This is a genomic window from Streptomyces ipomoeae 91-03 (genome assembly GCF_000317595.1).
GTDB lineage: Bacteria > Actinomycetota > Actinomycetes > Streptomycetales > Streptomycetaceae > Streptomyces > Streptomyces ipomoeae.
Genome location: NZ_AEJC01000241.1, coordinates 1 through 21846 on the forward strand (window position 1 = coordinate 1; position 21846 = coordinate 21846).

Annotated in this window: 19 protein-coding genes; 5 read left to right on the forward strand and 14 right to left on the reverse strand. The window is 69.2% G+C overall.

Features of this window, described 5'->3' with window-relative positions; translation table 11 throughout:
- Positions 1-242 precede the first annotated feature (242 nt).
- From STRIP9103_RS15820 to STRIP9103_RS15845, 6 genes are all read right to left on the reverse strand, one after another.
- On the reverse strand, positions 243-932 hold the full coding sequence (locus tag STRIP9103_RS15820; protein WP_078613921.1) for an SDR family oxidoreductase: 690 nt from the start codon (positions 930-932) through the stop codon (positions 243-245).
- A gap of 87 nt (positions 933-1019) precedes the next feature.
- A complete protein-coding gene (locus STRIP9103_RS15825) occupies positions 1020-1559 on the reverse strand; it encodes an LOG family protein (protein ID WP_009312493.1) in 540 nt (179 codons plus the stop codon).
- Between the two features lie 9 nt (positions 1560-1568).
- The gene (locus tag STRIP9103_RS15830; protein ID WP_048820358.1) at positions 1569-2330 is read right to left on the reverse strand and encodes a class I SAM-dependent methyltransferase; all 762 of its coding nucleotides are present in this window, start codon (positions 2328-2330) and stop codon (positions 1569-1571) included.
- Between the two features lie 321 nt (positions 2331-2651).
- The gene (locus tag STRIP9103_RS15835) at positions 2652-3383 is read right to left on the reverse strand and encodes a M48 family metallopeptidase (RefSeq protein WP_009312490.1); all 732 of its coding nucleotides are present in this window, start codon (positions 3381-3383) and stop codon (positions 2652-2654) included.
- A gap of 42 nt (positions 3384-3425) precedes the next feature.
- Entirely contained in the window at positions 3426-7034 is a 3609-nt protein-coding gene (locus STRIP9103_RS15840) for a type I restriction endonuclease subunit R (RefSeq protein WP_009312504.1), read from the reverse strand.
- A 225-nt stretch (positions 7035-7259) separates the two neighbouring features.
- Positions 7260-7862: an ATP-binding protein gene (locus STRIP9103_RS15845; protein WP_009312503.1), complete on the reverse strand. Its 603-nt coding sequence runs from the start codon at positions 7860-7862 to the stop codon at positions 7260-7262.
- A gap of 285 nt (positions 7863-8147) precedes the next feature.
- Here STRIP9103_RS15845 and STRIP9103_RS15850 point away from each other — a divergent pair, with 285 nt between their 5' ends.
- Complete coding sequence (locus STRIP9103_RS15850) at positions 8148-9002, forward strand: helix-turn-helix domain-containing protein (protein WP_009312501.1); 855 nt, start codon at positions 8148-8150, stop codon at positions 9000-9002.
- 13 nt (positions 9003-9015) lie between these two features.
- A complete protein-coding gene (locus STRIP9103_RS46480) occupies positions 9016-9213 on the forward strand; it encodes a DUF397 domain-containing protein (protein WP_009312499.1) in 198 nt (65 codons plus the stop codon).
- Positions 9214-9231: 18 nt separating this feature from the next.
- Here STRIP9103_RS46480 and STRIP9103_RS45225 read toward each other — a convergent pair whose 3' ends face one another.
- The 5 genes from STRIP9103_RS45225 to mnmA all read right to left on the reverse strand — a co-directional run bounded on the left by STRIP9103_RS45225 (position 9232) and on the right by mnmA (position 16529).
- The gene (locus STRIP9103_RS45225; protein WP_009312506.1) at positions 9232-10440 is read right to left on the reverse strand and encodes a restriction endonuclease subunit S; all 1209 of its coding nucleotides are present in this window, start codon (positions 10438-10440) and stop codon (positions 9232-9234) included.
- A complete protein-coding gene (locus tag STRIP9103_RS15860; protein ID WP_009312479.1) occupies positions 10430-13078 on the reverse strand; it encodes a type I restriction-modification system subunit M in 2649 nt (882 codons plus the stop codon). The genes STRIP9103_RS45225 and STRIP9103_RS15860 overlap by 11 nt, the downstream gene beginning before the upstream one ends.
- A 95-nt stretch (positions 13079-13173) precedes the next feature.
- Positions 13174-13998, reverse strand: coding sequence for an RloB family protein (locus tag STRIP9103_RS15865; protein ID WP_078613922.1), 825 nt, complete (start codon positions 13996-13998; stop codon positions 13174-13176).
- Positions 13995-15284 carry an AAA family ATPase gene (locus STRIP9103_RS15870; protein ID WP_009312495.1) on the reverse strand — a complete coding sequence of 430 codons (1290 nt, stop codon included), beginning with the start codon at positions 15282-15284 and terminating at the stop codon, positions 13995-13997. The genes STRIP9103_RS15865 and STRIP9103_RS15870 overlap by 4 nt, the downstream gene beginning before the upstream one ends.
- Before the next feature lie 108 nt (positions 15285-15392).
- Positions 15393-16529 carry a tRNA 2-thiouridine(34) synthase MnmA gene (mnmA, locus tag STRIP9103_RS15875; protein WP_009312510.1) on the reverse strand — a complete coding sequence of 379 codons (1137 nt, stop codon included), beginning with the start codon at positions 16527-16529 and terminating at the stop codon, positions 15393-15395.
- A 102-nt stretch (positions 16530-16631) separates the two neighbouring features.
- Between mnmA and STRIP9103_RS15880 the strand changes: the two genes are divergently transcribed.
- Both STRIP9103_RS15880 and STRIP9103_RS15885 read left to right on the forward strand, forming a co-directional pair.
- The gene (locus STRIP9103_RS15880) at positions 16632-17351 is read left to right on the forward strand and encodes an N-acetylmuramoyl-L-alanine amidase (RefSeq protein ID WP_086019274.1); all 720 of its coding nucleotides are present in this window, start codon (positions 16632-16634) and stop codon (positions 17349-17351) included.
- Between the two features lie 225 nt (positions 17352-17576).
- Complete coding sequence (locus STRIP9103_RS15885; RefSeq protein WP_009312492.1) at positions 17577-19214, forward strand: alpha/beta fold hydrolase; 1638 nt, start codon at positions 17577-17579, stop codon at positions 19212-19214.
- Between the two features lie 67 nt (positions 19215-19281).
- Here STRIP9103_RS15885 and STRIP9103_RS15890 read toward each other — a convergent pair whose 3' ends face one another.
- The 3 genes from STRIP9103_RS15890 to STRIP9103_RS50645 all read right to left on the reverse strand — a co-directional run bounded on the left by STRIP9103_RS15890 (position 19282) and on the right by STRIP9103_RS50645 (position 21068).
- Positions 19282-20451, reverse strand: coding sequence for a cysteine desulfurase family protein (locus tag STRIP9103_RS15890; RefSeq protein WP_009312486.1), 1170 nt, complete (start codon positions 20449-20451; stop codon positions 19282-19284).
- A 118-nt stretch (positions 20452-20569) separates the two neighbouring features.
- Positions 20570-20872: a hypothetical protein gene (locus STRIP9103_RS15895; protein WP_009312482.1), complete on the reverse strand. Its 303-nt coding sequence runs from the start codon at positions 20870-20872 to the stop codon at positions 20570-20572.
- A gap of 34 nt (positions 20873-20906) precedes the next feature.
- On the reverse strand, positions 20907-21068 hold the full coding sequence (locus STRIP9103_RS50645) for a hypothetical protein (RefSeq protein WP_009312497.1): 162 nt from the start codon (positions 21066-21068) through the stop codon (positions 20907-20909).
- 120 nt (positions 21069-21188) lie between these two features.
- On the opposite strand from STRIP9103_RS50645, the gene STRIP9103_RS15905 reads away from it, so the two are divergent.
- Positions 21189-21815 carry a TetR family transcriptional regulator gene (locus STRIP9103_RS15905; protein ID WP_048820359.1) on the forward strand — a complete coding sequence of 209 codons (627 nt, stop codon included), beginning with the start codon at positions 21189-21191 and terminating at the stop codon, positions 21813-21815.
- Positions 21816-21846: the final 31 nt, after the last annotated feature.

Here is a 21846-nt window from a genome sequence, read left to right on the forward strand (position 1 = left end):
GCGGGTGGTGTGTGGTTGCTCGCGCAGTTCCCCGCGCCCCTGAAAGACCCCGGGCGCGCCCCATGCTTTTAAGGGGCGCGGGGCTGTATCGATGTGCGGCTCCGCCGCGTGGGCGCGACCAGCCCCCGCTCACCCGCACCCGCCAACAAACCGGCCGGACCGAGCTCTCAGGCGACGGGGTCGAAGGGGCAGCACCCCTGGGGATGGGACGGGTAGGGGCGACGGGGGCGGAAAACGTCGGGTTACAGGCCCGGGCGGACCGTCAGGTCGTTGACTTCCGCGTCCCTCGGGAGGTCCAGGGCCATCAGGATCGTGGTGGCGACGGACTCGGGGTCGATCCACTTCGACGGGTCGTACTCCTTGCCCTCCTGCTGATGGACCTTCGCCTGCATCGGACTGGCCGTACGCCCCGGATAGACGGACGTGACACGGACGCCGTTGCCGTGCTCCTCCCAGCGGAGCGAGTCCGCGAGCGCCTTGAGACCGTGCTTGGACGCCGCGTAGGCGGACCAGTCGGCGTGGGCGTTGAGACCGGCGCCCGAGTTGACGAACACCATGTGGCCGCGGGCGGCGCGGAGTTGGGGCAGGAAGTGGCGGGTCAGCTCGGCGGGGGCGATGAGGTTGACGTTCAGCTGGTGGCGCCAGGACTTGGGGGTCAACTCGCCGACGGGACCGAGGTCGACCACGCCCGCGATGTGCAGCAGCGAGTCCACACGGTCGGGCAGGGTCTGGTGGGAGAAGGCCCAGGAGAGCTTGTCCGGGTCCGCCAGATCGCCGACCAGGGTCTTCGCCCCGGGGAACCGCGCCGCCAACTCCTTCGCCCGGCCCGCGTCGCGCACGTGCAGCACGAGGTCGTCCCCGCGCTCGTGCAGGCGGCGCGCGACGGCCGCGCCGATGCCGGAACCGGCCCCGGTGATCACATGAGTAGCCATACCGTCATGCTCGCATCACCCCGAGCCGAGGGGGCACAGACTCCGCCCGGAGCGAGAGGGCCCAGACTCCCGCCGCCCCCGCAGGACTCACTCCACGCCCCGGCTCTCCTCCAGATACGCCATCGCGCCCACCGGCTCCTCCGCGAAGAACACCAGGTCGGTGAGAGGGCGGGGCAGGAAGCCCTCGTCCTCCATGCGGCGGAACTGTTCCTTCAGGCCGTCGTAGAAGCCCGCCGTGTTGAGGAGCACCACCGGCTTGTCGGTGTGGCCGTGCTTCTTCAGCTCCAGGATCTCCGTGGCCTCGTCGAGCGTTCCGGTCCCGCCGACCATGATCACGACCGCGTCGGCCTTCTCCAGGAGCAGCCGCTTGCGCTCGGCGAGGTCGCGCGCGACCACCATCTCGTCGGTGCCCGGCCGTGCCTTGGCCGACAGGAACTCGACCGAGACGCCGAGGAGTCTGCCGCCGGCCTCCTGCACCCCGTCCGCGACCACCTTCATCAGCCCGACGTCGGAGCCGCCCCACACCAGTGTGTGCCCGCCCTTGCCGATCAGCTTCGCGAACTCCTTCGCGGGGCGCGTGTAATGGTCGGCGAGGTCGGCGGCGGAGAGGAAGACGCAGATGTTCATGGCTCCACGTTAGGGGGCGGCACCGACATCCGAGCCGGAATTACCGGCCGCGTCCTCCGGCACGCTCACGCGGATCTTCGACTGGCCGTGCGGCAGTTCCTCCCAGTCGTCCATGAAGCGGGCCGACAAGCCGTGTTCCCGGGCGAGTTCGATCAGGGTGTCGGTCCGGTAGTAGAAGTCCTCGTGCAACACGTGGTGTTCCTTGCCCTCGGTGCGGCCGAACGTGAAGTCGAAGAAACCGCCGGGGGCGAGGACTCGGCCCACGTGGGCGAAGCACTGCTCTATGACGTGCGCCGGTGAGTGCGAGAACACACTGTGCGCGTGGACGACGTCGAAGTACGCGTCGGGCAGGAATTCGAAGGAAAGGTCGGCTACGAGCGTCAGATACGGCAGTTTGGATTGCAAACCCTCTCGTACGAGGATCCGCTGGGCCTCCAGGAGGATGGCCGGCGAGATGTCGATCCCGTAGTAGTGCCCGGCGTCCAGGTGGTCGATGAACAGGCGCCCCGCCCGCAGGTTCCCACAGCCGATCTCCAGCATCCGGTGCCGGGGCTCCAGACCGTGCCGTACGAGGTAGTCGAACTGCATCCGGCCTATGCGTTCCCACGTCTCGACGGAAGGGTTGTGCCCGACGGCGGCCTCGGGGCTGCGCGCCGTGTCGGCCGCCATGACGGCCCGGTAGTACGCGATGTGGTCCCGGTGCTTGAGCCGCAGCCACGCGTCGCGCGCCACCCGGCGCGCATGCGCCGGAACACGCTCCGGGTACCGCATGGCGTAACGGACCCGGTGGGTGAGACTGCGGCGGTTCCTGGACGGGTCCGCCGTCGGCTTTCCGGACGGGCTTCCGGCCGGGTCTGTGGCTGTCACGGCGACCTCCTGGGCCTCCTGCGGCCCCTGGGCCGTATCTGAGGGAGCACTCACCAGCAGCCTGCGCCGTTCTCGGGCGGATGGCCACCTGGGGAAAGACGATCGTGTCGGAAACCACGGGGCGCCGAACACTTCGTGTGTTTCACTGGCACAGGGCTGCACTCTGGGCACGGTGATCGTTTCAGCACACACTGAGACCCAGTTCCCGGCCATGCGACCGCTATCTCACCCGACCCTCCCCCTCCAGAGCAGCGGCTCCTCCTCCGCGAACCAACGCTCGCGCCGGTCAGCGTCCGGAAGCACCAACCTCATCTCCCTGCGAAAGCCAGGCCCGTGCCCTGACACCTTCAAGTGACACATCTCATGCACCAGCACGAGGTCCACCAACGGAGGTGGAAGCTGCATGACGGCCCAGTGAACCGTGATGACACCGGCCGGCGTACACGCACCCCAGCGATCTGCGAGGTCGGCGATCGCGATGTCCCGTGCCACCGCCCCCACACGCAGTTCCAGAGACGGTAGACGGGCACGCAGCCATTCACTGCCGCGCTCGGTGTACCAGGCGGCGATCTTCCGCGCACCCTCCTCGGCATTCATCGGTTCCGGCAGCTCCAGCCAGCCCCGATGCATACGCACTCGGCCGTCCGCCGACGGGACGCGCCGCAGCCGGTACCGCCGCCCTAGATAGGCAAAGCTGGTCCCGCTGATCAGCTCCTTCGTCGGTTCGGCCGGTCGCTCGCGACGGCGTCTGACTTCCTCCGCGAGACGCGGCAACCGGGTCCGCACAGCAGCCGCCACGGCGTACGGGTCGGCGTCCGCAGGCACGGCGAAGAGCACCTCACCGTCCGGTGTGACCTCGATGCCCAGCGAACGGCGCCGAGGGCGCAGATCGACACGCCACCGCCATCCCGGGGGAAGCGGTAGCGCGGCGATCGCCTGCTGGACGGATGTGCTCACCGGCCATTCCTACCACCCGGTACTGACAGTGCAGTACCAGGCTCAGACCTCGTCGCCCGGCGCGTACCTCAGGAAGTCGTCGTGCCGTTCCGCTGCCAGCTCCACCAGCAGGTTCGCCATCGGGCCGGTCACCGCCCAGTCGACGTGGAGTTCGCCCTCCAGGTAGTTGCGCAGCTCCCGCCGCACCCGGTCCCTCGCCTCCGGGAGCGCCTGGAAGTTCGGGGACCGGACGAGAACCGCTATACAGGCCGCGACGTCCCGAGCGGCCTTGACCCTGTCGATCGTCTCCGGGACAGCGGGTCCGTCGGCTTCCTCGTAGTCGCGGCACAGCAGCCCGTACACGGGCTGCTCAGTCCATGGGTCCAGGCCGGTCGCGCCGGTGCCGCCGCCGTCCTCCTCGACGCCGAGGACATCGCGGGCCAGGGTCTCCAGCGAGGCCGCAGCCTGTTCGAAGTCCTCCCCCATGCGCCGGACGACCTCTTGCAGCCGCTCGCTGAACTTCTCGTAACGGGTGCGGTCGGCGTCCAGCCGTGCGGTGATGTGGGTCCTGAGGCGGCTGGTCAGGTACGACACCCTGGTGCGGGCGTCCGGAGTCGCCAGGACCTTCTCCAGGAAGTCGGGGGCGGTAAGAGTCGCGGGCGGTACGCGCTCCTCGATGCCGGACACCTTGAGGTGCCGAGCGATGAGATCGCGCACCTTGGCGCCGTAGCGCCTCGGGCTGAACTGATCGCGGTCGTCGAGGTAGCGGGCACGGACCAGATACTGCACCTCACCGATCCGGCGTGCGAAGTCCTCGTACTCCAATGCGTACGGCCTGGGCAGTACGGCGCCCAGGGCCGTCAAGAAGTTCCGTACGATCTCGTCGAACTCGCCTCGCAGCAGCGGGTCGGCGAGCCTGGCCAGCAGGTCCTCACGCTGCGTCTCGTCGTCGAGCGAGGTGGCCCCGAGCTCCGTGAGCAGGCGGGTGAGGATACGGTGCCGGTCCGCCAGGAGGGCGTCCGCGGCGGCGTCCGCCTGGAGCCAGAGGCGGTCGCGGGTGGGCTGGGGCCCGGTGTGGTCCGGGTCCAGGTGGTCGAAGGAGACGTCCTGGTAGCCGAACACTGCCCGCAGGTGGGCCTCTTCGTACGCGGCGAGCGAGCGGGCGAGCTCGGGGCCGACCCCCACATAGTCCACGACCAGCCCGAACTCCTTGGCCGGGTACGGGCGGTTGGTACGGGCGATGCCCTGGAGCAGTCCCGCGCCGGCCAGCCTCCGGTCGAGGTAGAGCACCTGCTCGGGCGGGGCGTCGAAGCCGGTGAGAAGCATGGAGTTGACGACCAGGAATCCCAGCGGCGCCTCTTGCACAGGCTCGCCCGGCCGGTGTCGCCCCACCGAGCGCGAACGGCCCTCGTTCCAGGGTCCCCCGCCCCTGCCTGCCGGACGCGGAGCGCGACCGGGCGCGGTCCCCTGCCAGGAGCGCTCGGCGGGCGGGGCGAACGGATCACGTGCGGGCACACCGCGCTTGAAGCGGTCGATGTACTCGGCGTGGCGCGCCTTGTCGGTCCAGAGTTTCCAGCAGTTCGGGTCCCGCGGCCTGTCCCCGGAGATCACCGCGGCGACCTCGATCCGGGCGAGGAGGTTTCGGTACCGCGCCAGGCGGATCAGTTCGCGCTGCTCACCGCTCGTCGACTCCTCTGCCTCGGGGTCGTGCAGCAGTGGGCCGAGTCCGTCGATGCGTGCGACGAGACGCTTGAGGGCGGCGGTCAGCTCCCGCTGGTAGCGGACGGCGGCCTTCCTGGACACCGCGACGACCTGCGCGCCGAAGCCGTCCCTCATCGCGGTGACCGCCCAGTGCCACACCATGTGCTCGGCCTTGGCGGCGATGACGGCCGGGGACTCCAGGATCTCCTTGCGCCGGCCGAACCGCCGCAGCACCCGGAGGCGACGGTCCGGCTCGACGGGGACCTGCTCGTCGAACCCGGCGTCGAGGCGGGCTTTGTCCAACACCTCCAGGGACACGCTCTCGGCGGCGTAGCGCACGGGGACGACAGCCCCGTCCCGCTCGGCGTCGCGCAGCGTGTAAGTGTCGGCAAAGGGGCCGAAGATGTCCTCGGTGGTCTTGCGGGCTCTGTTGATAATCGGGGTGCCGGTGAAGCCGAGCATCGCGGCGTTCGGCAGCATCGCGCGCAGCCGGGCATGCTGCCAGGCAGTCTGACCCCGGTGTGCTTCGTCGATCAGTACGACGATGTCGTGCCCGTCATTCGCGACACGGTTGTGGAGGTGGTCGCGCTCGCCGGGCTCCTTGGCGAGAAACTCGTCCTGCCCGTCGTACGACGCGTCGTCGTCACGGCGGGCCTTCTGCAGCATGACGAGCACGACGTCGGGAACGTCGACGGCCAGGAAACGGCGGGCCTGCTTGACGGACCTCGATCGGTAGATCCGTTCGTCGGCGGCGCAGAGGCTGTCGCGGATCTGCTCTTCGAGGTCGCGCCGGTCGGTCACCACGACAACCTTGTGTCCGGCCAGTTCGGGAGTACTGCGCAGGTGGCGGACGAGGAAGGCCATGGTGAGGCTCTTGCCGGACCCCTGCGTGTGCCAGGTGACACCGCCCCGGTGGTCGGTGTCCCGCCCGGCCGCGCGGGCCGCCTGCCGGGCCCGCAGTGAGGCCGCGATCCGGTGGACGGCACGGAACTGCTGGTATCGGCCGACGACCTTGACCGTACGGGGCCCGCGCCCCGCCTGGGTGGTGAAGTCCCTTACAAGGGTGAGGAGATGGGCGGGCCGCAGAACCCCGGCGACGAGGGTCTCCTGTGCGGTGAGCTGCCGCTCCTCGGGGGCCCCGACCTCCTCCCGCACCTGGTCCTCTCGGGCCGGTTCCACGGTTCGCCAGGGTGCGAAATGCTGTGGTTCGGAGGTGACCGTGCCCAACTCGGCATGGTCGCCGTCCGTGGCGACGAGAACCTGTGCGAACCGTACGAACTCGGGTATGGACCCGGCCTCGTCCACGCCTGCGTAGCCGATGACCTGCCCGACGGCGAGATCCAGGGAGATACGGCTGTCGACGTCCACCGAGAGGTGGCTGGCGAGTCGGTCGGCGGGCGCCTTGCACTCGATGACGACCCAGGGCAGGCCGTTGACGAAGAGGACGAGGTCGGGGGTGGCGGACTTTCGGCCTTCCGTGCCCTGCTGCTTCTCCCGCTCGACGCGGAACTGTGAGACGGCCAGCAGATCGTTTCCGCGCGGATCGTCTTCGTCGTGCCGGGACGGCTGCTCCCAGTCGACGAGTCGTACGTGTTCGGGCAGGCCCTTCGTCCAGCCGGGCAGCGTACGGGCGTTGACACCTTCCCGTAGCATCCGGGTCACTTCGAGGTTCCCGGCCACGCCACGGTCCGCCTGCGGCCCCTGTCCCGGCCCGCGCCCCGTGAGCCGGTCGAGGATGTGCCTCAACTGAGCGTCGGTGAGCCACGGTTGACCTTCCGGTCCGGGATTGAGCCGGCTTACGGCGGCGAAGAACCGTCCCTCGTGGACGACTTCGGCGAAGGAGTCACGCTCCGAGTCACCGGCTCGTGTGGCCGGCGCGCCGGGCCGGGCGCCCTGGAGATACTCCCACCCCATGGCGACGAGCTGGTCGATGAGCGGCCTCTCGACCAGCTCGTACTCCGGGTGGGCCATTCCCGCTCTCCCCGTCCGCCATCGCACGCGTCTGCTTCCCCTGAGAAACAGGGGTAGGGGCGAGTTTAGTGGGGCGTACTGACAGTGGCGGGCGTGGCAGGAGCGCCATTGGCTGATCTGGGCCGACCGGTTACGGCCTGACCTGGTCTCTCACGACCTGTCGGTGGCCCAGATCTGCCAATTCCGAGATGCGGGTGCGGGTAAAGCCCACAGAATGGCCGGTCCTCAGGCGGCGAGCGCGGAGGCGGGCGGGGGCGGCGGGACCGGGAGTCTCAGCTCGAACCAGATGGTCTTGCCGCCGGGTCCGCAGACCCCTTCTCCTATGGCACACCCACCCCACCGGTCGGCGACCGCATCGAGGATGAACAGTCCGCGCCCTCCGTCCGCGTGTGACGGCGCCTCCGTGGGCCGCGCGCCGGGCATTGAGGGGAGGTCAGGGCTCATGTCCCAGACGCTGACTCGGAGTACGGGGTGCAGCCACTGGAGCCGTACGGACGCGGGGCCCTTGGTGTGCCGTACGGAGTTGGTGGCCAGCTCCGAGGCGAGCAGCTCCGCGCGGTCGGTGAGCTGAGCAAGCCCGTGCGCGTCGAGAACGGCGCGGAGGGTGAGGCGGGCGATACCAGGGGCCCGGGGGTCGCAGGGGAAGTGCAGCTCGTAGTGCCAGGGGGAGGTGAAGGGGAGAGGTGGCGGGTGCGGGAGGCCTGAGAGGGGGTCAAGGGGCGGATGCAGATGGGGGGATGAGTCGGAGATCAGGGTCTGGTGCGAAGGATCGGTTTCGTAGGTGGCGGCTTGGTGCGGGTGGCGATTGGTGGTCTGGTCTGTGTTCACGTGGCACCTCCTGGGGTGCGCGGTCGTGATGGATCAACTGGACTTTGCGCCACCGGGTGTTGGGGCCGCCGGAGCATCAGTGTCTCTGCCGCGTCGGCCTGCTTCCCGGGCGGGCAGGGCGGGCGGTGCGCTTCCAAGTCCGACGGGGAACGGGTGGCACGCATCACAGAATACGAGGTAATTACATAACGGTGCTACCTGGTCACTCATAAGAGTTAGTTCCCCGTTTTGAGTGGACCAAGCAGAACTGGCTGGGCACACTGTGCGCGAGCAAGGAGAGATTCCATGGCACCGCGACAGTCCCCAACCATCCTTCAGCGCCGGTTCGGTACCGAGCTGAGGCGGCTCCGCGAAGCCGCCGGCATGACCGTCCCTACGGCTGCCGAGCACCTCGGCACCGACCGCACTGTCATCTCCAATGTGGAGGCAGGACGGTTCGGCATCAGTGAAGAGCGCCTCCGACGACTCACCACCATCTACGAGTGCGACGACGCTGCCCTCGTTGATGCGCTGGCAGAACTGACGGGTGGCCGCAAGTCCGGCTGGTGGGAGGACTATCGGGGCAAGATTCCGCCCAGCTTCCTGGACGTGTCCGCACTCGAAAACTACGCCGTGCGCCTGCGTACGGTTCAGATCGCCCACTTGCCAGGTCTGTTCCACACCGAAGACCACGCGCGTGCCATCTTCCAACTCCCTGCGCCGCCACTCCCGCGACTGGAGGTCGAACTGCGCGTCGCCCACCGCATGGCCCGTCAGGCGGTGGTCACTGGGGATCGTTCCATTCCCTACGTCGGCGTGATCCACGAAGCCGCGATTCGCATGCAACTCGGAGGGCGCAACGTCACCCGTGCCCAGCTCCAGTACCTCCTGGAAGCCAGTCAGCGCCCGAACGTCACACTTCGAGTAATTCCGTTCGCCGCCGGAGGCTTCCCACTCCTTGGAGATTCGTCAGTCCTGTACGCAGAGGCTCCGAACAGTCACTTGGACACCGTGCAACTGGACTCGCCGACGGGCGCTGTCTTCTTCGACTCCCCCACCCAGCTGGCCAACTTCCGCACTCGGCTGGACTTGGTCGAGAAGGTGGCGTTGACTCCCTCCAAGTCGAGGGATTTCATCCGCACCGTCGTCAAAGAGCTGTAAGAGGGGTCCACACGTGTCCGGCCTGCACTGGGTCAAGTCGTCGTTCTCCGACGAAGGAGGTAACAACTGCGTCGAGCTCGCCTCCACCGAGGACGGCATAGCCCTCCGCGAAAGCGAGTGTCCTGCCGAGGTTCTGGCGACCTGCTCGGGCACGCTAGGCGCACTCCTGCACAGCGTAAAGGCGGGTGTCCCTGGGCTCCCGCTCAAGTAACCCGCCTACGCACACTCCTCAGGCCGCCGCCAGTCGCACCCGCCCCGCGAGCAGGTCCTCGACGACACCCCCCTGGATCGTCCGAAGCTTGGCAACTTGCTGTTCCACGGCTCGCACACGAGCGCGTACTGTCCGAACCGGCTCCAGGTTTCGCTGTTGTTCCTCCAGCGGAGGGACCGGAACCCGCATCGCCTTCACCTGGGTCGAGTTGATCGAGGCGAGGTTGGTCGTCTGCTTGCCCACCCGCTGGAAATACGCCCGTCCCTCGGGGGACGCGGTGTACAGGGCCAGGAAGTCGGGGTCCATCCTGTTGCCGCAGCGCACGCGGAAGACGTGGTTCTGATGCAGGCACGGCTCGATGCGACCGTCCCAGACAGCACCCCGGCCGAGCTTGTCCAGGTCACCACCCTCGGTCAACAGCAGGTCACCCTTTTGCACGGCATAGCGCTCAAGGTGCGAACCGAGGATGCGCACGCGCTTCACGTCGGTGGTGTCGATACGTCCGTCGAGGACGTTCGCCACACGGAGGTACGGGAGTTCAACGGTCCCGTCCCCCAGTGGCTCCGCCCCCAGTGTGACCCCCGCAGCCACCTCCGCGACGGACTTCACGGCCGCGTACTCCCAATGTGGCCCCGGTGACAACGCCTCGCCAGACAGCGCCTCTTCCGCTACGCGCAACTTGCCCAGTGTCCGCTCCAGCGCCCCGATACGCCGGTCGAACGCGGCGTGGGCGGCGACGATCCCGCGCTGCTCCTCCAGTGGCACGTCGGGAACAGGAAGTTGCCGGACCTGCTCCTGACCGATGTTCTTCATTCCGGCGCTCGTGCCAGTCGCCAGGGCCCTAACCCGGTGTCGGCTCTCTGAGCGAGCAAGAGTGAGCTGCACAAACTTCCGGTCGGCACGTGACTCGTCGACATAGAGCCGAAGCGTTTTGTCGCTGAGCAAGAGCCTCGGCGGAGGAGTATCAGCAATGCAGGCCATGCCTACCAGCTCCTCGGTGTTTGCCCGTGTCATCAACAGATCGCCGTGCCGCACCTCGTATCGCGGATGCACCAAAGCCATGTCGCGGATGACCTTGTTCTCCCGCGCGGCAAATCCACCTGGCTGCACGGCACTCACTTTGAGGACTCCCCACTCGCCCTCGCCCGCAGGGGTGTCCTCAGCTGCAGGACTCTTGCCTGCCTCGATGCGGGTCAGCCACTCCCCCAGCCTCACCTCACCGCGCATACCCAAGCTCCTTCAACCAAGCCCCCAGCTCCCCCGCCGCAGCCTCGCTCTCCCCCTCCAGCTCCTCCAGCGACACCGCGTACTTGTCCGCCCAGCCCCGAATCGCCGCCACCAGCTCACGTTGCCCCGCAGCCACCGCCGCGTCCAAGCGGTCTGCCAACCCGGCGCCGAAGACCGCCAGGACGACACGCTGCGCGCCGTCCGTCTCCGCCTTGGCCAGCTCCGCCGCCGCGCGCAGGTCGCTCAGGAAGCGGTCGTCCAGGGCCGAGCGGTGGCGGGAGGCCGCAGTGCGCTCCTTACGCAGGCGGACCACCGTCTTCTCCAAGCGCTTGATCTCCTCCGGGTCCACCGGCTCGCGCTCCGCCTCGCCTCCCTCGTCATCCGAGTCGTCCGCGTCCTCGTCAGCGTCCACTTTCGACGGCGGCTGCGCAGCCGCCAGCTCCGCCACCGCCGCCTTCAACGCCGCGTCCGCCCGCGCCAGTGCCTCATCCGCGCGGGCCACCTCGTCCAGGAACTCGGGGATCAGTACCCGTACCACCGGCTGGTCGAGGGCGCGGCGGCGGTCGGCCGCCGTGACCGTCGTCTTCTTGCGGCCTCGGCCCTTGCCCTTCCCGCCGACACTCGCGCCGCCGTTCCCGCCGTCATCGTCCGCGTCGTCGTCCGGCAGGACCGGTTCGACCATGGTCTCCACCGAGTCGATCCAGCCGTCCAGCACCCGCTCGTACCCTCCGGCCGCCAGCGCCTTCAGGTCGTACCGGACCGCCATCCACCAGTCGGCGACGATGCCCGCGGCGTCGTACCGGTCGAGCACGCCGACGTCCCGCAGGGCCTTGGTGAAGCCCTTCACCAGCCGACCGCGCAGCAACAGCAGCTCCTGCTGACCGATGAGCGCCGTGAAGCCACCCGCCTGCTCCGCCCACCACCCCTCGTACGTCTCCCTGACCTGCGCCTCCTTCGGCGCCGCCAGCTCAGCAATGCGGGCCGCCGTAGCCTCCGGGCCCTCCGGGAGGAAGTCGACATACTCCTCGTCGTCCTTCCGCGGCGCGAAGAGGTCGGAGACATCGATGCCGTACGCGTGGAACAAGCCGGCCTTGGGCTCGATCTCGGCCGTCGGGACGCCGCCGTACAGGTGGGCCCGTACGTCCTGAGGCTCGGGCGGCGGTGAATTGTCCACCCAGCGGCGGATGTTGAGGTTGGCGTCGGCGGACAGGAGGTCGTCAACGCTCACCACACGCGAATACCCCGGCTCCTCCAGCCATTCCCGGTACACCGTGACGATCTTCTCCGCGTGCTCCTCGCCCAGTTCGTTCTGGTTGCGGGCGGCGCGGAAGTCACGGTCGGCGTTGATGAACAGGACCTGGCCCTCGCGCGCCGGGGCCTTACGGCCGGGTCTGCGCAGGACCAGGATGCAGCCGGGGATTCCGGTGCCGTAGAAGAGGTTCGGGCCGAGGCCGATCACGGCCTCGACGCAGTCGTGCTCCAGGAGCTTCACGCGGATGTCGCGCTCCTTGCCCGCGCGGAACAGGACGCCGTGCGGCATGACCGTGGCGGCGACGGCGTCCCGGTTGTGCTCCAGCACCGAGATCATGTGCTGGACGAACATCAGGTCCGCCTTCTTGCCGCTCTCAGGTGCGTATCCCCAGTGCATCCGCTTGCCGTGGTCATTGTCGGCCTTCTTGACCAGCTCGGCGTCGTAGTTGAGGGAGAAGGGGGGGTTCGAGAGGACCTTGGTGAAGGTGCGCAGCCTGTTGCCGCCGGTGAGGTGGAGCGGCTCGACGAGGGTGTCGCCGTGCTGGAGGTCGAACTCGTGGATGCCGTGCAGCACCATGTTCATACTGGCCATGGACCAGGACGGGCCGTTCTTGTCCTGACCGTTGATCCCCAGATCGTCCGGGCCGCCGCCGCTCTCCTCCACGTACTCCCGCGCGGCGATGAGCATGCCGCCGGAGCCCGCGCAGGGGTCGTAGACGCTGTCGCCCGGCTTGGGGTCGACGAGGCGCACCATCATGCGCACGACTTCGCGCGGGGTGTAGAACTCGCCGCCACGCTGGCCGGCGGAGTCCGCGAACCGGGCCAGCAGGTACTCGTATGCCGCACCCAGCATGTCCGGAAACTCGAAGTCCTCGTTGCGCAGCCTGTAGAGGCTGAAGTGACGGATGAGAGAGCGCAGTTCGGCGTTGGTGAAGCGGGGCTTGGTACCGACGACCTCGTTGAAGTTGATGTGCCGGGCGACGCCGTCCAGCTTGTCGTTGCTCTCCTGGAGTGCCGCCAGGGCCTGGTCCAGCCCCTGGCCCACTTTGTCGACCAGTGCACTGATGCCGGGGGCCGGGTTGCCCGGGGTCCGCGGGTCGATGTGCGGGCCTCTCCACCAGCGGGCGCGCGGCGGGACGTAGAAGACGCGGGGATACTTGTCCCTGTCGTTGGCCCGCTCCAGGGCCTTGCCCTCGTCTCCTCTCGTCCGCTCCAGGGCGTCCGCGTAGACCCGCTCCCATTCGGGCTGGAACTCGTCCGAGGCGCGTTTGAGGAACAGCATTCCGAAGATGAAGTCCCGGTACTCCGAGGCGTCCATCCGGCCGCGCAGGATGTCGGCGGCCGAGAACAGGTGCCGCTCAAGCTGGGGCAGGGTGATACGAGCCAAGGAAGCCAGTCCTTCGTACGTACGCGGTCGGAATCGGGAGAACCCCGGAAGAGTAGTCCGGTCGGCAGGCCGAACGAAATCCGGTCGTCCGGTTGCTACGAATCGTCCGTTCCGATGCCGAGACTGACCAGGAGACGCCACACATCGGCCGAGGGGTCGCGCCGGACCGGGTCACAGGTGGCCGCGTGGCCGGTGCGGCGGTTCCACTCCTCGTACGTCTCCTTGGTCTCGCTTCTGGGGCCGGGAATCTTCTCGACCGTCAGGCCCTTGGCCGAGCAGCCGCCGGACGGGTGCGGGCACAGCGCCACCAGCTTCCGTGCGTTGCGTACGGCGGTCCGCTCGCGGCCGAGCAACGACCGCCCGCGCACGCCTCCGAGCCCCTTGCCTCGGTCGCCGGACTGCGTGTCGTAGTCCGCGAAGCCGTCGGCCTCCGGGTGGCTGCGCAGCCGGTTGAGGGTGGTGGTGCTCAGGCCGCTCTCCGGGCTCGTGTGCTGTTTGAAGTGAAGGAGCAGCCACAGTTCGAAGGAGGGGTGGGAGAGGGCCACGTGTACGCCTTGCTCCGCCGCCAGCCGCATAGCCTCCTGGATCTCCTCGGGGGTCTTGTCACCGGAGTCGCGGTCGAAGAGCGCCCACTTCTCGTCGGTCGGGTCGGCGTCGGCAAGGACACGCTTGACCACCTCGACGGGGCGCAGTCCGTTGTTGTCGGGGTGCCTGCAGAAGTGCAGGCGGAAATTCTTCTCCTCGCCGTAGGCGTGGTTGAGGAGGGTGATGTAGTCGCGCTCGGTCTTGGCGCCCTCAGTGGCCACGTATACCAGTCGCTGGGAGGGGTCCCGGTAGGTGGAGAGGGGACGGCGTACCGCGCCCCCGCCCGGGCGGTCGCGGCGTTTGCGACGCTCTCCCTGTCCTCTGTTGCCGCTCACGCTGTCGCCTTCAGCCCCTCTTCGAGCAGGGCCAGCTGACGTGCCACCTCGCCGTTGGTCAGGCGGGGTACGCCGCCGTAGCCGCCTTGCAGATAGCGGCGTACCAGGTTCTCGTCGTTGCGGACCTTGCGGGCAGCGGTGAGCGGGTAGAGCTCGGTCTCCCCCGTGCGGTTCTTCAGGGTGATCCACACCTGGTCGCGGTCGAGAGGCCGCTCGGCGACCGTGGGTCCCAGGAGGGTCGCGTCGTGGGTCGTGAAGACGAGCTGCGCCGTACGGGGGTTGGCCTCCTCGTCCTGGAAGATGCGGATGACCTCCGCCGCGAGCAGCGGGTGCAGGCTGGAGTCGAGCTCGTCGACGAGGAGCGTTCCGCCGCTCTTGAGGACGCTCAGCAACGGGCCGAGGAAGGCGAACCAGGCGTGGGTGCCGAGTGACTCCTGGTTCCAGAAGTCCAACGGCAGGTCCTTACCGGCGGCTGAGCGGTGCAGGAGCTGCGGATCTCCGGTGTGCGGGTCGACGGAGAGGTCGGTGATGCCGAGATCCGCCGACCGCAGCAGAGTGACGAATCGGTCACGAAGGTCACCGTCGGTGAGATGAGCCTCGTTGATCAGATCTCTCGTCCAGTGGGTGCGCACCGCCACGTCCTCGCCAGGCTCGACGAGCCAGAAGTTGTCGAGGAACCATCGATGCACTGCGGAGAGCTGCGGATGGTTCATCGCGGCGGCCACGGTCAGGAAGAGGGAATTCGGCCGGGTGAAGTTCTTGAAGGCATCCTGGGCGCCTCGCAATCCCGTGCGGGGAGTGCGGATCTCGCTGCCTTCGGACTCGGGCCGTCCGGCTTCCCGGTCGAACCACACCTGACGGCGTCCACTGGGGTAGGCGTGAAGCCATTCGGCTTCCACTCGCTCGTCGGACAGCTCGAAGCCGTATGTGTAGCGGACGGGCTCGCCGCGAGTGGGGAGAAGCAGATCAACCTCGAAGAGGCTGGTGTCGTCCCGGGCGCTCGGGTCGAGTGCGAAGGGCTCGCGCGGTACGCCCGGTTCCTTGCTCCAGTCGGCAAAGGACTCGCGGACGGCCTGGCGCATGAAGTTCATCGCCAACAGCAGGTTCGACTTACCGGAGGCGTTGGCACCGAAGACACCGACCGTGGGCAGAATCTCCAGCTGCTTCCCCTGTGAACGTGCGCCGGTGTCACGGCCGGTTCTCTCATTGAACTCGGTCGCCACAAGCGACAGCTCGACCTCGTCGCGGATCGACCGGTGGTTGGCCACCCGGAAGCTGAGCAACATGGGGGCCTCCTGTTCGGTCGCCGGCATTCTCGTCACTTCACGCCACTTGGTGCGGGTAGCCCACACCAAGCAGCTTATGGCGAAAGCCACTGCGTGGCCAGAGGACCGTCATCCGACGTTGACCCCGGCCTTCACGCGCGTGGTCGACGCGATCGTCGCCGAGCCCACCACGCGTGTGTCGTCGTACAGGACGATCGCCTGGCCGGGGGCGACGCCGCGGACCGGCTCGGTGAAGTGGACCTGGAGTTCTCCGTCGGTCAGCTCCGCCGTGACCTCCGTCTCGCCGCCGTGGGCGCGGATCTGGGCGGTGTAGGTGCCGGGGCCGGTGGGGGCGGCGCCGCACCAGCGGGGGTTGATCGCGGTCAGGGCGGAGACGTCCAGGGAGGCCGCCGGGCCGACCGTCACCGTGTTGTCGACCGGGGAGATGTCGAGGACGTAGCGGGGCTTGCCGTCGGGGGCGGGGGTGCCGATGCGCAGGCCCTTGCGCTGGCCGATGGTGAAGCCGTACGCGCCCTCGTGGGTGCCGAGCTTCGCCCCCGACTCGTCGACGATGTCGCCCTCCGCCTTGCCCAGCCTGTGAGCCAGGAAGCCCTGGGTGTCGCCGTCGGCGATGAAGCAGATGTCGTGCGAGTCGGGCTTCTTCGCGACCGCCAGCCCCCTGCGCTCGGCCTCCGCGCGGATCTCGTCCTTCGTCGTCACCGTGTCGCCGAGCGGGAACATCGCGTGGGCGAGCTGCTTCTCGTCGAGGACGCCGAGGACGTACGACTGGTCCTTGGCCATGTCGGAGGCACGGTGCAGCTCGCGCGTCCCGTCCTCGTTGAGCACGACCTTCGCGTAGTGGCCCGTGCACACCGCGTCGAAGCCCAGGGCGAGGGCCTTGTCCAGCAGGGCCGCGAACTTGATCTTCTCGTTGCAGCGCAGGCACGGGTTGGGGGTGCGGCCGGCCTCGTACTCGGCGATGAAGTCCTCGACGACGTCCTCGCGGAAGCGGTCGGCGAGGTCCCAGACGTAGAACGGGATGCCGATGACGTCGGCCGCGCGGCGGGCGTCCCGCGAGTCCTCGATGGTGCAGCAGCCACGCGCGCCCGTGCGGAACGACTGGGGGTTCGCGGACAGCGCCAGGTGGACGCCCGTCACGTCGTGCCCGGCTTCCGCCGCACGGGCGGCGGCGACGGCGGAGTCGACCCCGCCGGACATGGCGGCGAGGACACGGAGGGGGCGGGTGCGCTGCGAGGTCTCAGTCATAGCCCTTCAAGGGTACGGGGCGCCGGGAACCGGAGCCCGCGAGTATCCGTTGACGATCTCGTGGGCACCAGAAGGGCATCCGGGGACAGCACCTCCCAGGGCATGGGTATGGGCACGGGTATGGGCATGGGTACGGGCGCGGGCGGGCGGGGCAAGGACCAGGGGCGGCGCGTCGGGCGTCGTGCCCTGCTGATCGGTACGGCCGTGGCCGCCGTCGGCACGGCCGTGGTGGCCCAGGACGAGCTGCGGCGCGCGTGGTGGCGCGTGCCCGGGATCGAGAAGCCGCGCAAGGAGGGCGAGGTCGACTACACCGGGGCCCGCTGGATGGCCGCGTCGGACGCGAACTGGCGGATGGCGGACCGGCCGGACGACTACGGCATAGACATGGTGATCATCCATGTCACCCAGGGCAGCTTCGCCAGCGCCGTCCAGGTCTTCCAGGACCCGGCGCACGGCGCCGCCGCGCACTACATCGTCCGCAAGGACGGGCATGTCACACAGATGATCCGCGAGCTGGACGTGGCGTACCACGCGGGCAACCGCGCCTACAACGAGCGGAGCGTCGGCATCGAGCACGAGGGCTTCGTGGAGCGCCCCGAGGACTTCACGGACGAGATGTACGAGGCCTCGGCCCGGCTCACGGCGCGTATCTGCGCGCGGTACGACATACCCGTCGACCGGGAGCACATCATCGGGCATGTGGAGGTGCCGGGGACGGACCACACGGACCCGGGTGAGGGCTGGGACTGGGACCGGTACATGAAGCTGGTGCGCGCCGCCCGGGACGCGGAGGGTACGGCGGACACGTCGACACCGACCTGATACCGAGTACGTCGGCACCGGCCCGACCTCCGGGACGTCGACACCGGCCCGACCTCCCGGGACGTCGACGCCGGCCTGCCCTCCGGGACGTCGGCACGGCCCGACAAGTGCTCCGACACCGGCCTGACGACTGACTGACACAACCTCAACTCTCTTGGCAGTGGCGTGAGTTCGGCACATGATGCGATCGTCATGTGCACCTCACCCACACCAGGAGGAACATCCGTGCCATCCCCCACGCGCGGACGACACATCGGACTCGCCGGCGCGGCGATCGCCACCGCGCTCTTCGGTCAGCTGCTCACCGGCACCGCGACCGCCGCGCCCACGGCATCCCCCACTCCCACCCCGGCCGGGACCATCGCCTGGGAGCCCTGTGAGTCGCCCTACGGCGAGGGCAGCTTCGAGTGCGCCACGATCGCGGTCCCGGTGGACTGGGCGCGGCCTGACGGCGCGACCATCGACCTGGCTCTCTCCCGGCACCGGGCCACCGACCCCGACCGCCGGCTCGGCTCGCTGCTGCTCAACCCCGGCGGACCTGGCATGTCGGGCGTGGACCTCGCGCTCAGCTCGCCGTTCTCGTTCTCCCCCGAGCTGGTGGAACGCTTCGACTTCGTGGGCTTCGACCCGCGCGGCACCAACCGCAGCGCCCCGACGTACTGCGACGACGATCTGAGCGCCGCTCGTCGCTCGGCGCTCGGCTCACAGGACGACGCCGGGCTCGACGCCCTGCGCGCGGCCAACCGCGCCTTCGCCGACAGCTGCCGTGAGCTGTCGGGGCCGCTGGCCGAACACATGGACTCCGCGAGCGTCGCCCGCGACATGGACGCGATACGCGTCGGGCTCGGCGAGCGGCGGATCAGCTACTGGGGCGGTTCGTACGGCACCCTGATCGGACAGATGTACGCCGAGCTCTTCCCGCGCCGTATCCGCGCGATGGTGCTGGACTCCAACATGGACCACAGCCTCGGCGTATGGGGCATCCAGAAGACCCGGACCGAGACCCTGGAGGGCGCGTTCGGCGAGTTCGCCGACTGGTGCGCCCATACGTCCACCTGTGCGCTGCACGGCCAGGACGTGCGCGCCCTGTACGCCTCGCTGTACGCGGCGGCCGAGGAGAACCGGCTGACGTACTACGGCCGGCCCATGGCCCTCTCGACGTTCCAGGGCATCACCTTCTCGCACATGTACGACCCGGACACCGAGTGGCCCGAGTTCGCCCAGCTCCTCACCAGCATGGGCACGACCGCCGAGGCCGGCGGCACGGCTGAGGACACCGGGACGGCAGTGACCACCGAGGCCGCCGAGACCGTTGACACCACCTCGGCCGCCGTGAGCGGCGCGGTCGCGAACCCGGTGAAGTTCGCGTACGACCTCGTCCTGTGCCAGGACTACGACCTCGACGTGCCCTCGTACGCGGCGATCGCGCGCATGGAGGCGGAGCTGGCCCGGATCGCGCCGCTCACCCGGCAGGCCTCGCTGAGCCGGTCGTACATGACGAGCTGCCAGAACTGGACGGACGAGGTCGCCAACCCGCAGCACCGGCTCCGGGTGCGCGGCTCGGCGCCGATCCTGGTGACGAACAGCCGGTACGACGTGGCGACGCCGCATGCCTGGGGTGCGAACGCGGCACGGCAGATCGGCCGGGAGGCGACGCTGCTGACGTACGACGGCGTCGGGCACATCACCTACTGGCTGAGCCCCTGTATGCGGGAGGCGACCGACACCTACCTCACCACCCTGGTGACGCCCGAGAAGGGCACGCGCTGCCCCGCGATCCGGCCGGGTGACGGTCGGGCGCGGCAGCAACTGAAGGACGACGGTCTGATCGATCCGCTGCCGAAGCCCGAGAGCGTCTTCTAGCGGTCCCGCGTCCTCCTCGCGGTCCGGCGACAGGACACGTCCGAGTGCCGACGGTCGCCGCTCCGGCTCAGCTCAGGCCCGCGTTGCGCGCCCGCTCCACCACCGGGCCGATCGCCTTGGCCACCGCCTCGACATCGGCCTCCGTGGAGGTGTGGCCGAGGGAGAAGCGGAGGGTGCCGCGGGCCAGGTCCGGGTCGGTGCCGGTGGCGAGGAGGACGTGGCTGGGCTGGGCGACGCCGGCGGTGCAGGCGGAGCCCGTGGAGCACTCGATGCCCTGGGCGTCGAGCAGGAGGAGCAGGGAGTCGCCCTCGCAGCCGGGGAAGGTGAAGTGCGCGTTGGCCGGAAGACGGCCCTCCGGGGACGGGTCCCCGCCGAGGATCGCGTCCGGTACGGCCGTACGGATCGCCGTCACCAGGTCGTCGCGCAGGGCGCCGATCTCCCGGGCGAACCACTCACGCTGCTCGGCGGCGAGCCTGCCGGCCACCGCGAAGGAGGCGACGGCCGGGACGTCGAGGGTGCCGGAGCGGACATGGCGCTCCTGGCCACCGCCGTGCAGCACCGGCACGGGGCTGTACTCACGGCCGAGGAGCAGCGCGCCGATGCCGTACGGGCCGCCGATCTTGTGGCCGGAGACGGTCATGGCGGCGAGACCGGAGGCCTCGAAGTCGACCGGAACCTGACCGAAGGCCTGGACCGCGTCGGCATGCAGCGGGACGCCGAACTCTCCTGCCACGTCCGCCAGTTCGCGGACCGGCATGATCGTGCCGATCTCGTTGTTGGCCCACATCACGGTGGCCAGGGCGACGTCGTCGGGGTTGCGGGCGATCGCCTCGCGCAGGGCCTCGGGGTGGACTCGGCCGTACGAGTCGACCGGGAGGTACTCGACCGTGGCGCCCTCGTGTTCGCCGAGCCAGTGGACCGCGTCCAGGACCGCGTGGTGTTCGACGGGGCTGGCGAGGACCCGGGTGCGGGCCGGGTCGGCGCCGCGGCGGGACCAGTACAGACCCTTCACGGCGAGGTTGTCGGCCTCGGTGCCGCCGGAGGTGAACACGACCTCGCTGGGGCGGGCGCCCAGGGCCTCGGCGAGGGTTTCACGGGCCTCCTCGACGGTGCGCCGCGCTCGGCGGCCGGAGGCGTGCAGCGAGGAGGCGTTGCCGGTGACGCTCAGCTGGGCGGTCAGGGCCTCTGCCGCCTCTTGGAGCATCGGGGTGGTCGCCGCGTGGTCGAGGTAAGCCATGGTGGCCCCGATTCTACGGGCCGACCGTCCTTGGCCTGGGGCCCGGCTGCCGTGGCCGTCTCCTCTGCCGGCACCCGGCGGTTGTTTTGCGCCGGTACCGGTCAGGGATCGGGCCCCTCTAGAAGTTCCAGGACACCGTGCCGCTCGTCTGCATCAGGACGAGGAGGACTGCCAGGTCGGCCACGCCCAGGGTCAGGCCCAGGAGGGCTCGGCCTCGCCTTGTGGTGCCTCGCTTGAGGGACAGGGCCGCGAGGGTGATGGCTATGGGGCCCAGGAAGAGGTTGAGGACGAGGAGGCCCAGGAGGCCCAGGATGAAGGAGGCCACGGCCATGCCGTCGGCGTCACGGCCTCGGCGGCGGACGGGCGTGCCGGTACCGGTGCCGACGCTGGTGCGGGACGGGCTCGGGGCGGTGAGTTGCATGATCGGTCTGCTCCCAACGGGCTTTCGGGGACGGTCAGTCGGTGGTCCGGCCGCGGCGGGCGCGCTCGCGGTACGCGAAGATCGCCAGCCAGGTGGCGATGACGGCCGCGCCGACGAGGGAGACGTCGAGCGGCACATGGGCCACGGTGCCCAGCACGACACCCAGCAGCAGAAGCGCGGCGACGAGGAACAACATCGTGGGAATGCCTCTCGTGACGATTGGGTGAACGGTTGTAGTTACAGTTGTTCACTGACCCCAGAGTCTAGCGCGCCGTTCGGCTTTGCAATCCCGGAGAACAGTTGTTAACTGCATGGCATGAGTCACACTCTCGGCGCCCGGCAGGCCCAGAAGCAGAAGACCCGGCAGGCACTCCTGGACGCCGCGCTCGGTCTGCTGGAGGAGCAGAGCCTGAGCAGCCTCGGGCTGCGCGAGGTCACCCGGGCCGTGGGCGTCGCCCCGACCGCCTTCTACCGGCACTTCCGCTCGACCGCGGACCTCGGCGTCGCGCTCGTCGAGGAGGCGCTGGGCAGTCTGCACCCGGTGGTCAAGGACCTGATGGCGGCGGTCGGCGACAACGACGAACTCATCGAGCGCGCCGTCGAGCTGATCGCCCGCCACGTGGACGCGTACCCCGCACACGTCCGCTTCATCGCCCGCGAGCGGCACGGCGGCGTCCAACCCGTGCGGAACGCCATCCGGGAGCAACTGGTGCGGTTCGCCGAGGAGGTGGCCACCGAACTGGCCAAGCACCCCGAGGCGGAGGGGTGGAGCGAGGACGACCTGCTGATGCTCGCCGGTCTCTACGTCGACCAGATGCTGATGACCGCCTCCCTCTTCCTGGAGTCCCTCGACGAACCCGAGGAGAGACGCGCCCAGGTGACCCGACTCGCCACCCGCCGCATGCGGTTGATCAGCATCGGCCGCCTCAACTGGCTCGGCTGACAGGCCCTTCGTACGCACACACGCGTGGAGG

What these genes read in the sequence shown, in the direction of transcription:
- STRIP9103_RS15820 (WP_078613921.1), bottom strand. Translation starts at nt 932, where the DNA reads ATGGCTACTCATGTGATCACCGGGGCCGGTTCCGGCATCGGCGCGGCC.
- STRIP9103_RS15825 (WP_009312493.1), bottom strand. Translation starts at nt 1,559, where the DNA reads ATGAACATCTGCGTCTTCCTCTCCGCCGCCGACCTCGCCGACCATTAC.
- STRIP9103_RS15830 (WP_048820358.1), bottom strand. Translation starts at nt 2,330, where the DNA reads ATGCGGTACCCGGAGCGTGTTCCGGCGCATGCGCGCCGGGTGGCGCGC.
- STRIP9103_RS15840 (WP_009312504.1), bottom strand. Translation starts at nt 7,034, where the DNA reads ATGGCCCACCCGGAGTACGAGCTGGTCGAGAGGCCGCTCATCGACCAG.
- STRIP9103_RS15850 (WP_009312501.1), top strand. Translation starts at nt 8,148, where the DNA reads ATGGCACCGCGACAGTCCCCAACCATCCTTCAGCGCCGGTTCGGTACC.
- STRIP9103_RS45225 (WP_009312506.1), bottom strand. Translation starts at nt 10,440, where the DNA reads ATGCGCGGTGAGGTGAGGCTGGGGGAGTGGCTGACCCGCATCGAGGCA.
- STRIP9103_RS15870 (WP_009312495.1), bottom strand. Translation starts at nt 15,284, where the DNA reads ATGTTGCTCAGCTTCCGGGTGGCCAACCACCGGTCGATCCGCGACGAG.
- mnmA (WP_009312510.1), bottom strand. Translation starts at nt 16,529, where the DNA reads ATGACTGAGACCTCGCAGCGCACCCGCCCCCTCCGTGTCCTCGCCGCC.
- STRIP9103_RS15880 (WP_086019274.1), top strand. Translation starts at nt 16,632, where the DNA reads ATGGGTATGGGCACGGGTATGGGCATGGGTACGGGCGCGGGCGGGCGG.
- STRIP9103_RS15890 (WP_009312486.1), bottom strand. Translation starts at nt 20,451, where the DNA reads ATGGCTTACCTCGACCACGCGGCGACCACCCCGATGCTCCAAGAGGCG.
- STRIP9103_RS15895 (WP_009312482.1), bottom strand. Translation starts at nt 20,872, where the DNA reads ATGCAACTCACCGCCCCGAGCCCGTCCCGCACCAGCGTCGGCACCGGT.
- STRIP9103_RS50645 (WP_009312497.1), bottom strand. Translation starts at nt 21,068, where the DNA reads ATGTTGTTCCTCGTCGCCGCGCTTCTGCTGCTGGGTGTCGTGCTGGGC.
- STRIP9103_RS15905 (WP_048820359.1), top strand. Translation starts at nt 21,189, where the DNA reads ATGAGTCACACTCTCGGCGCCCGGCAGGCCCAGAAGCAGAAGACCCGG.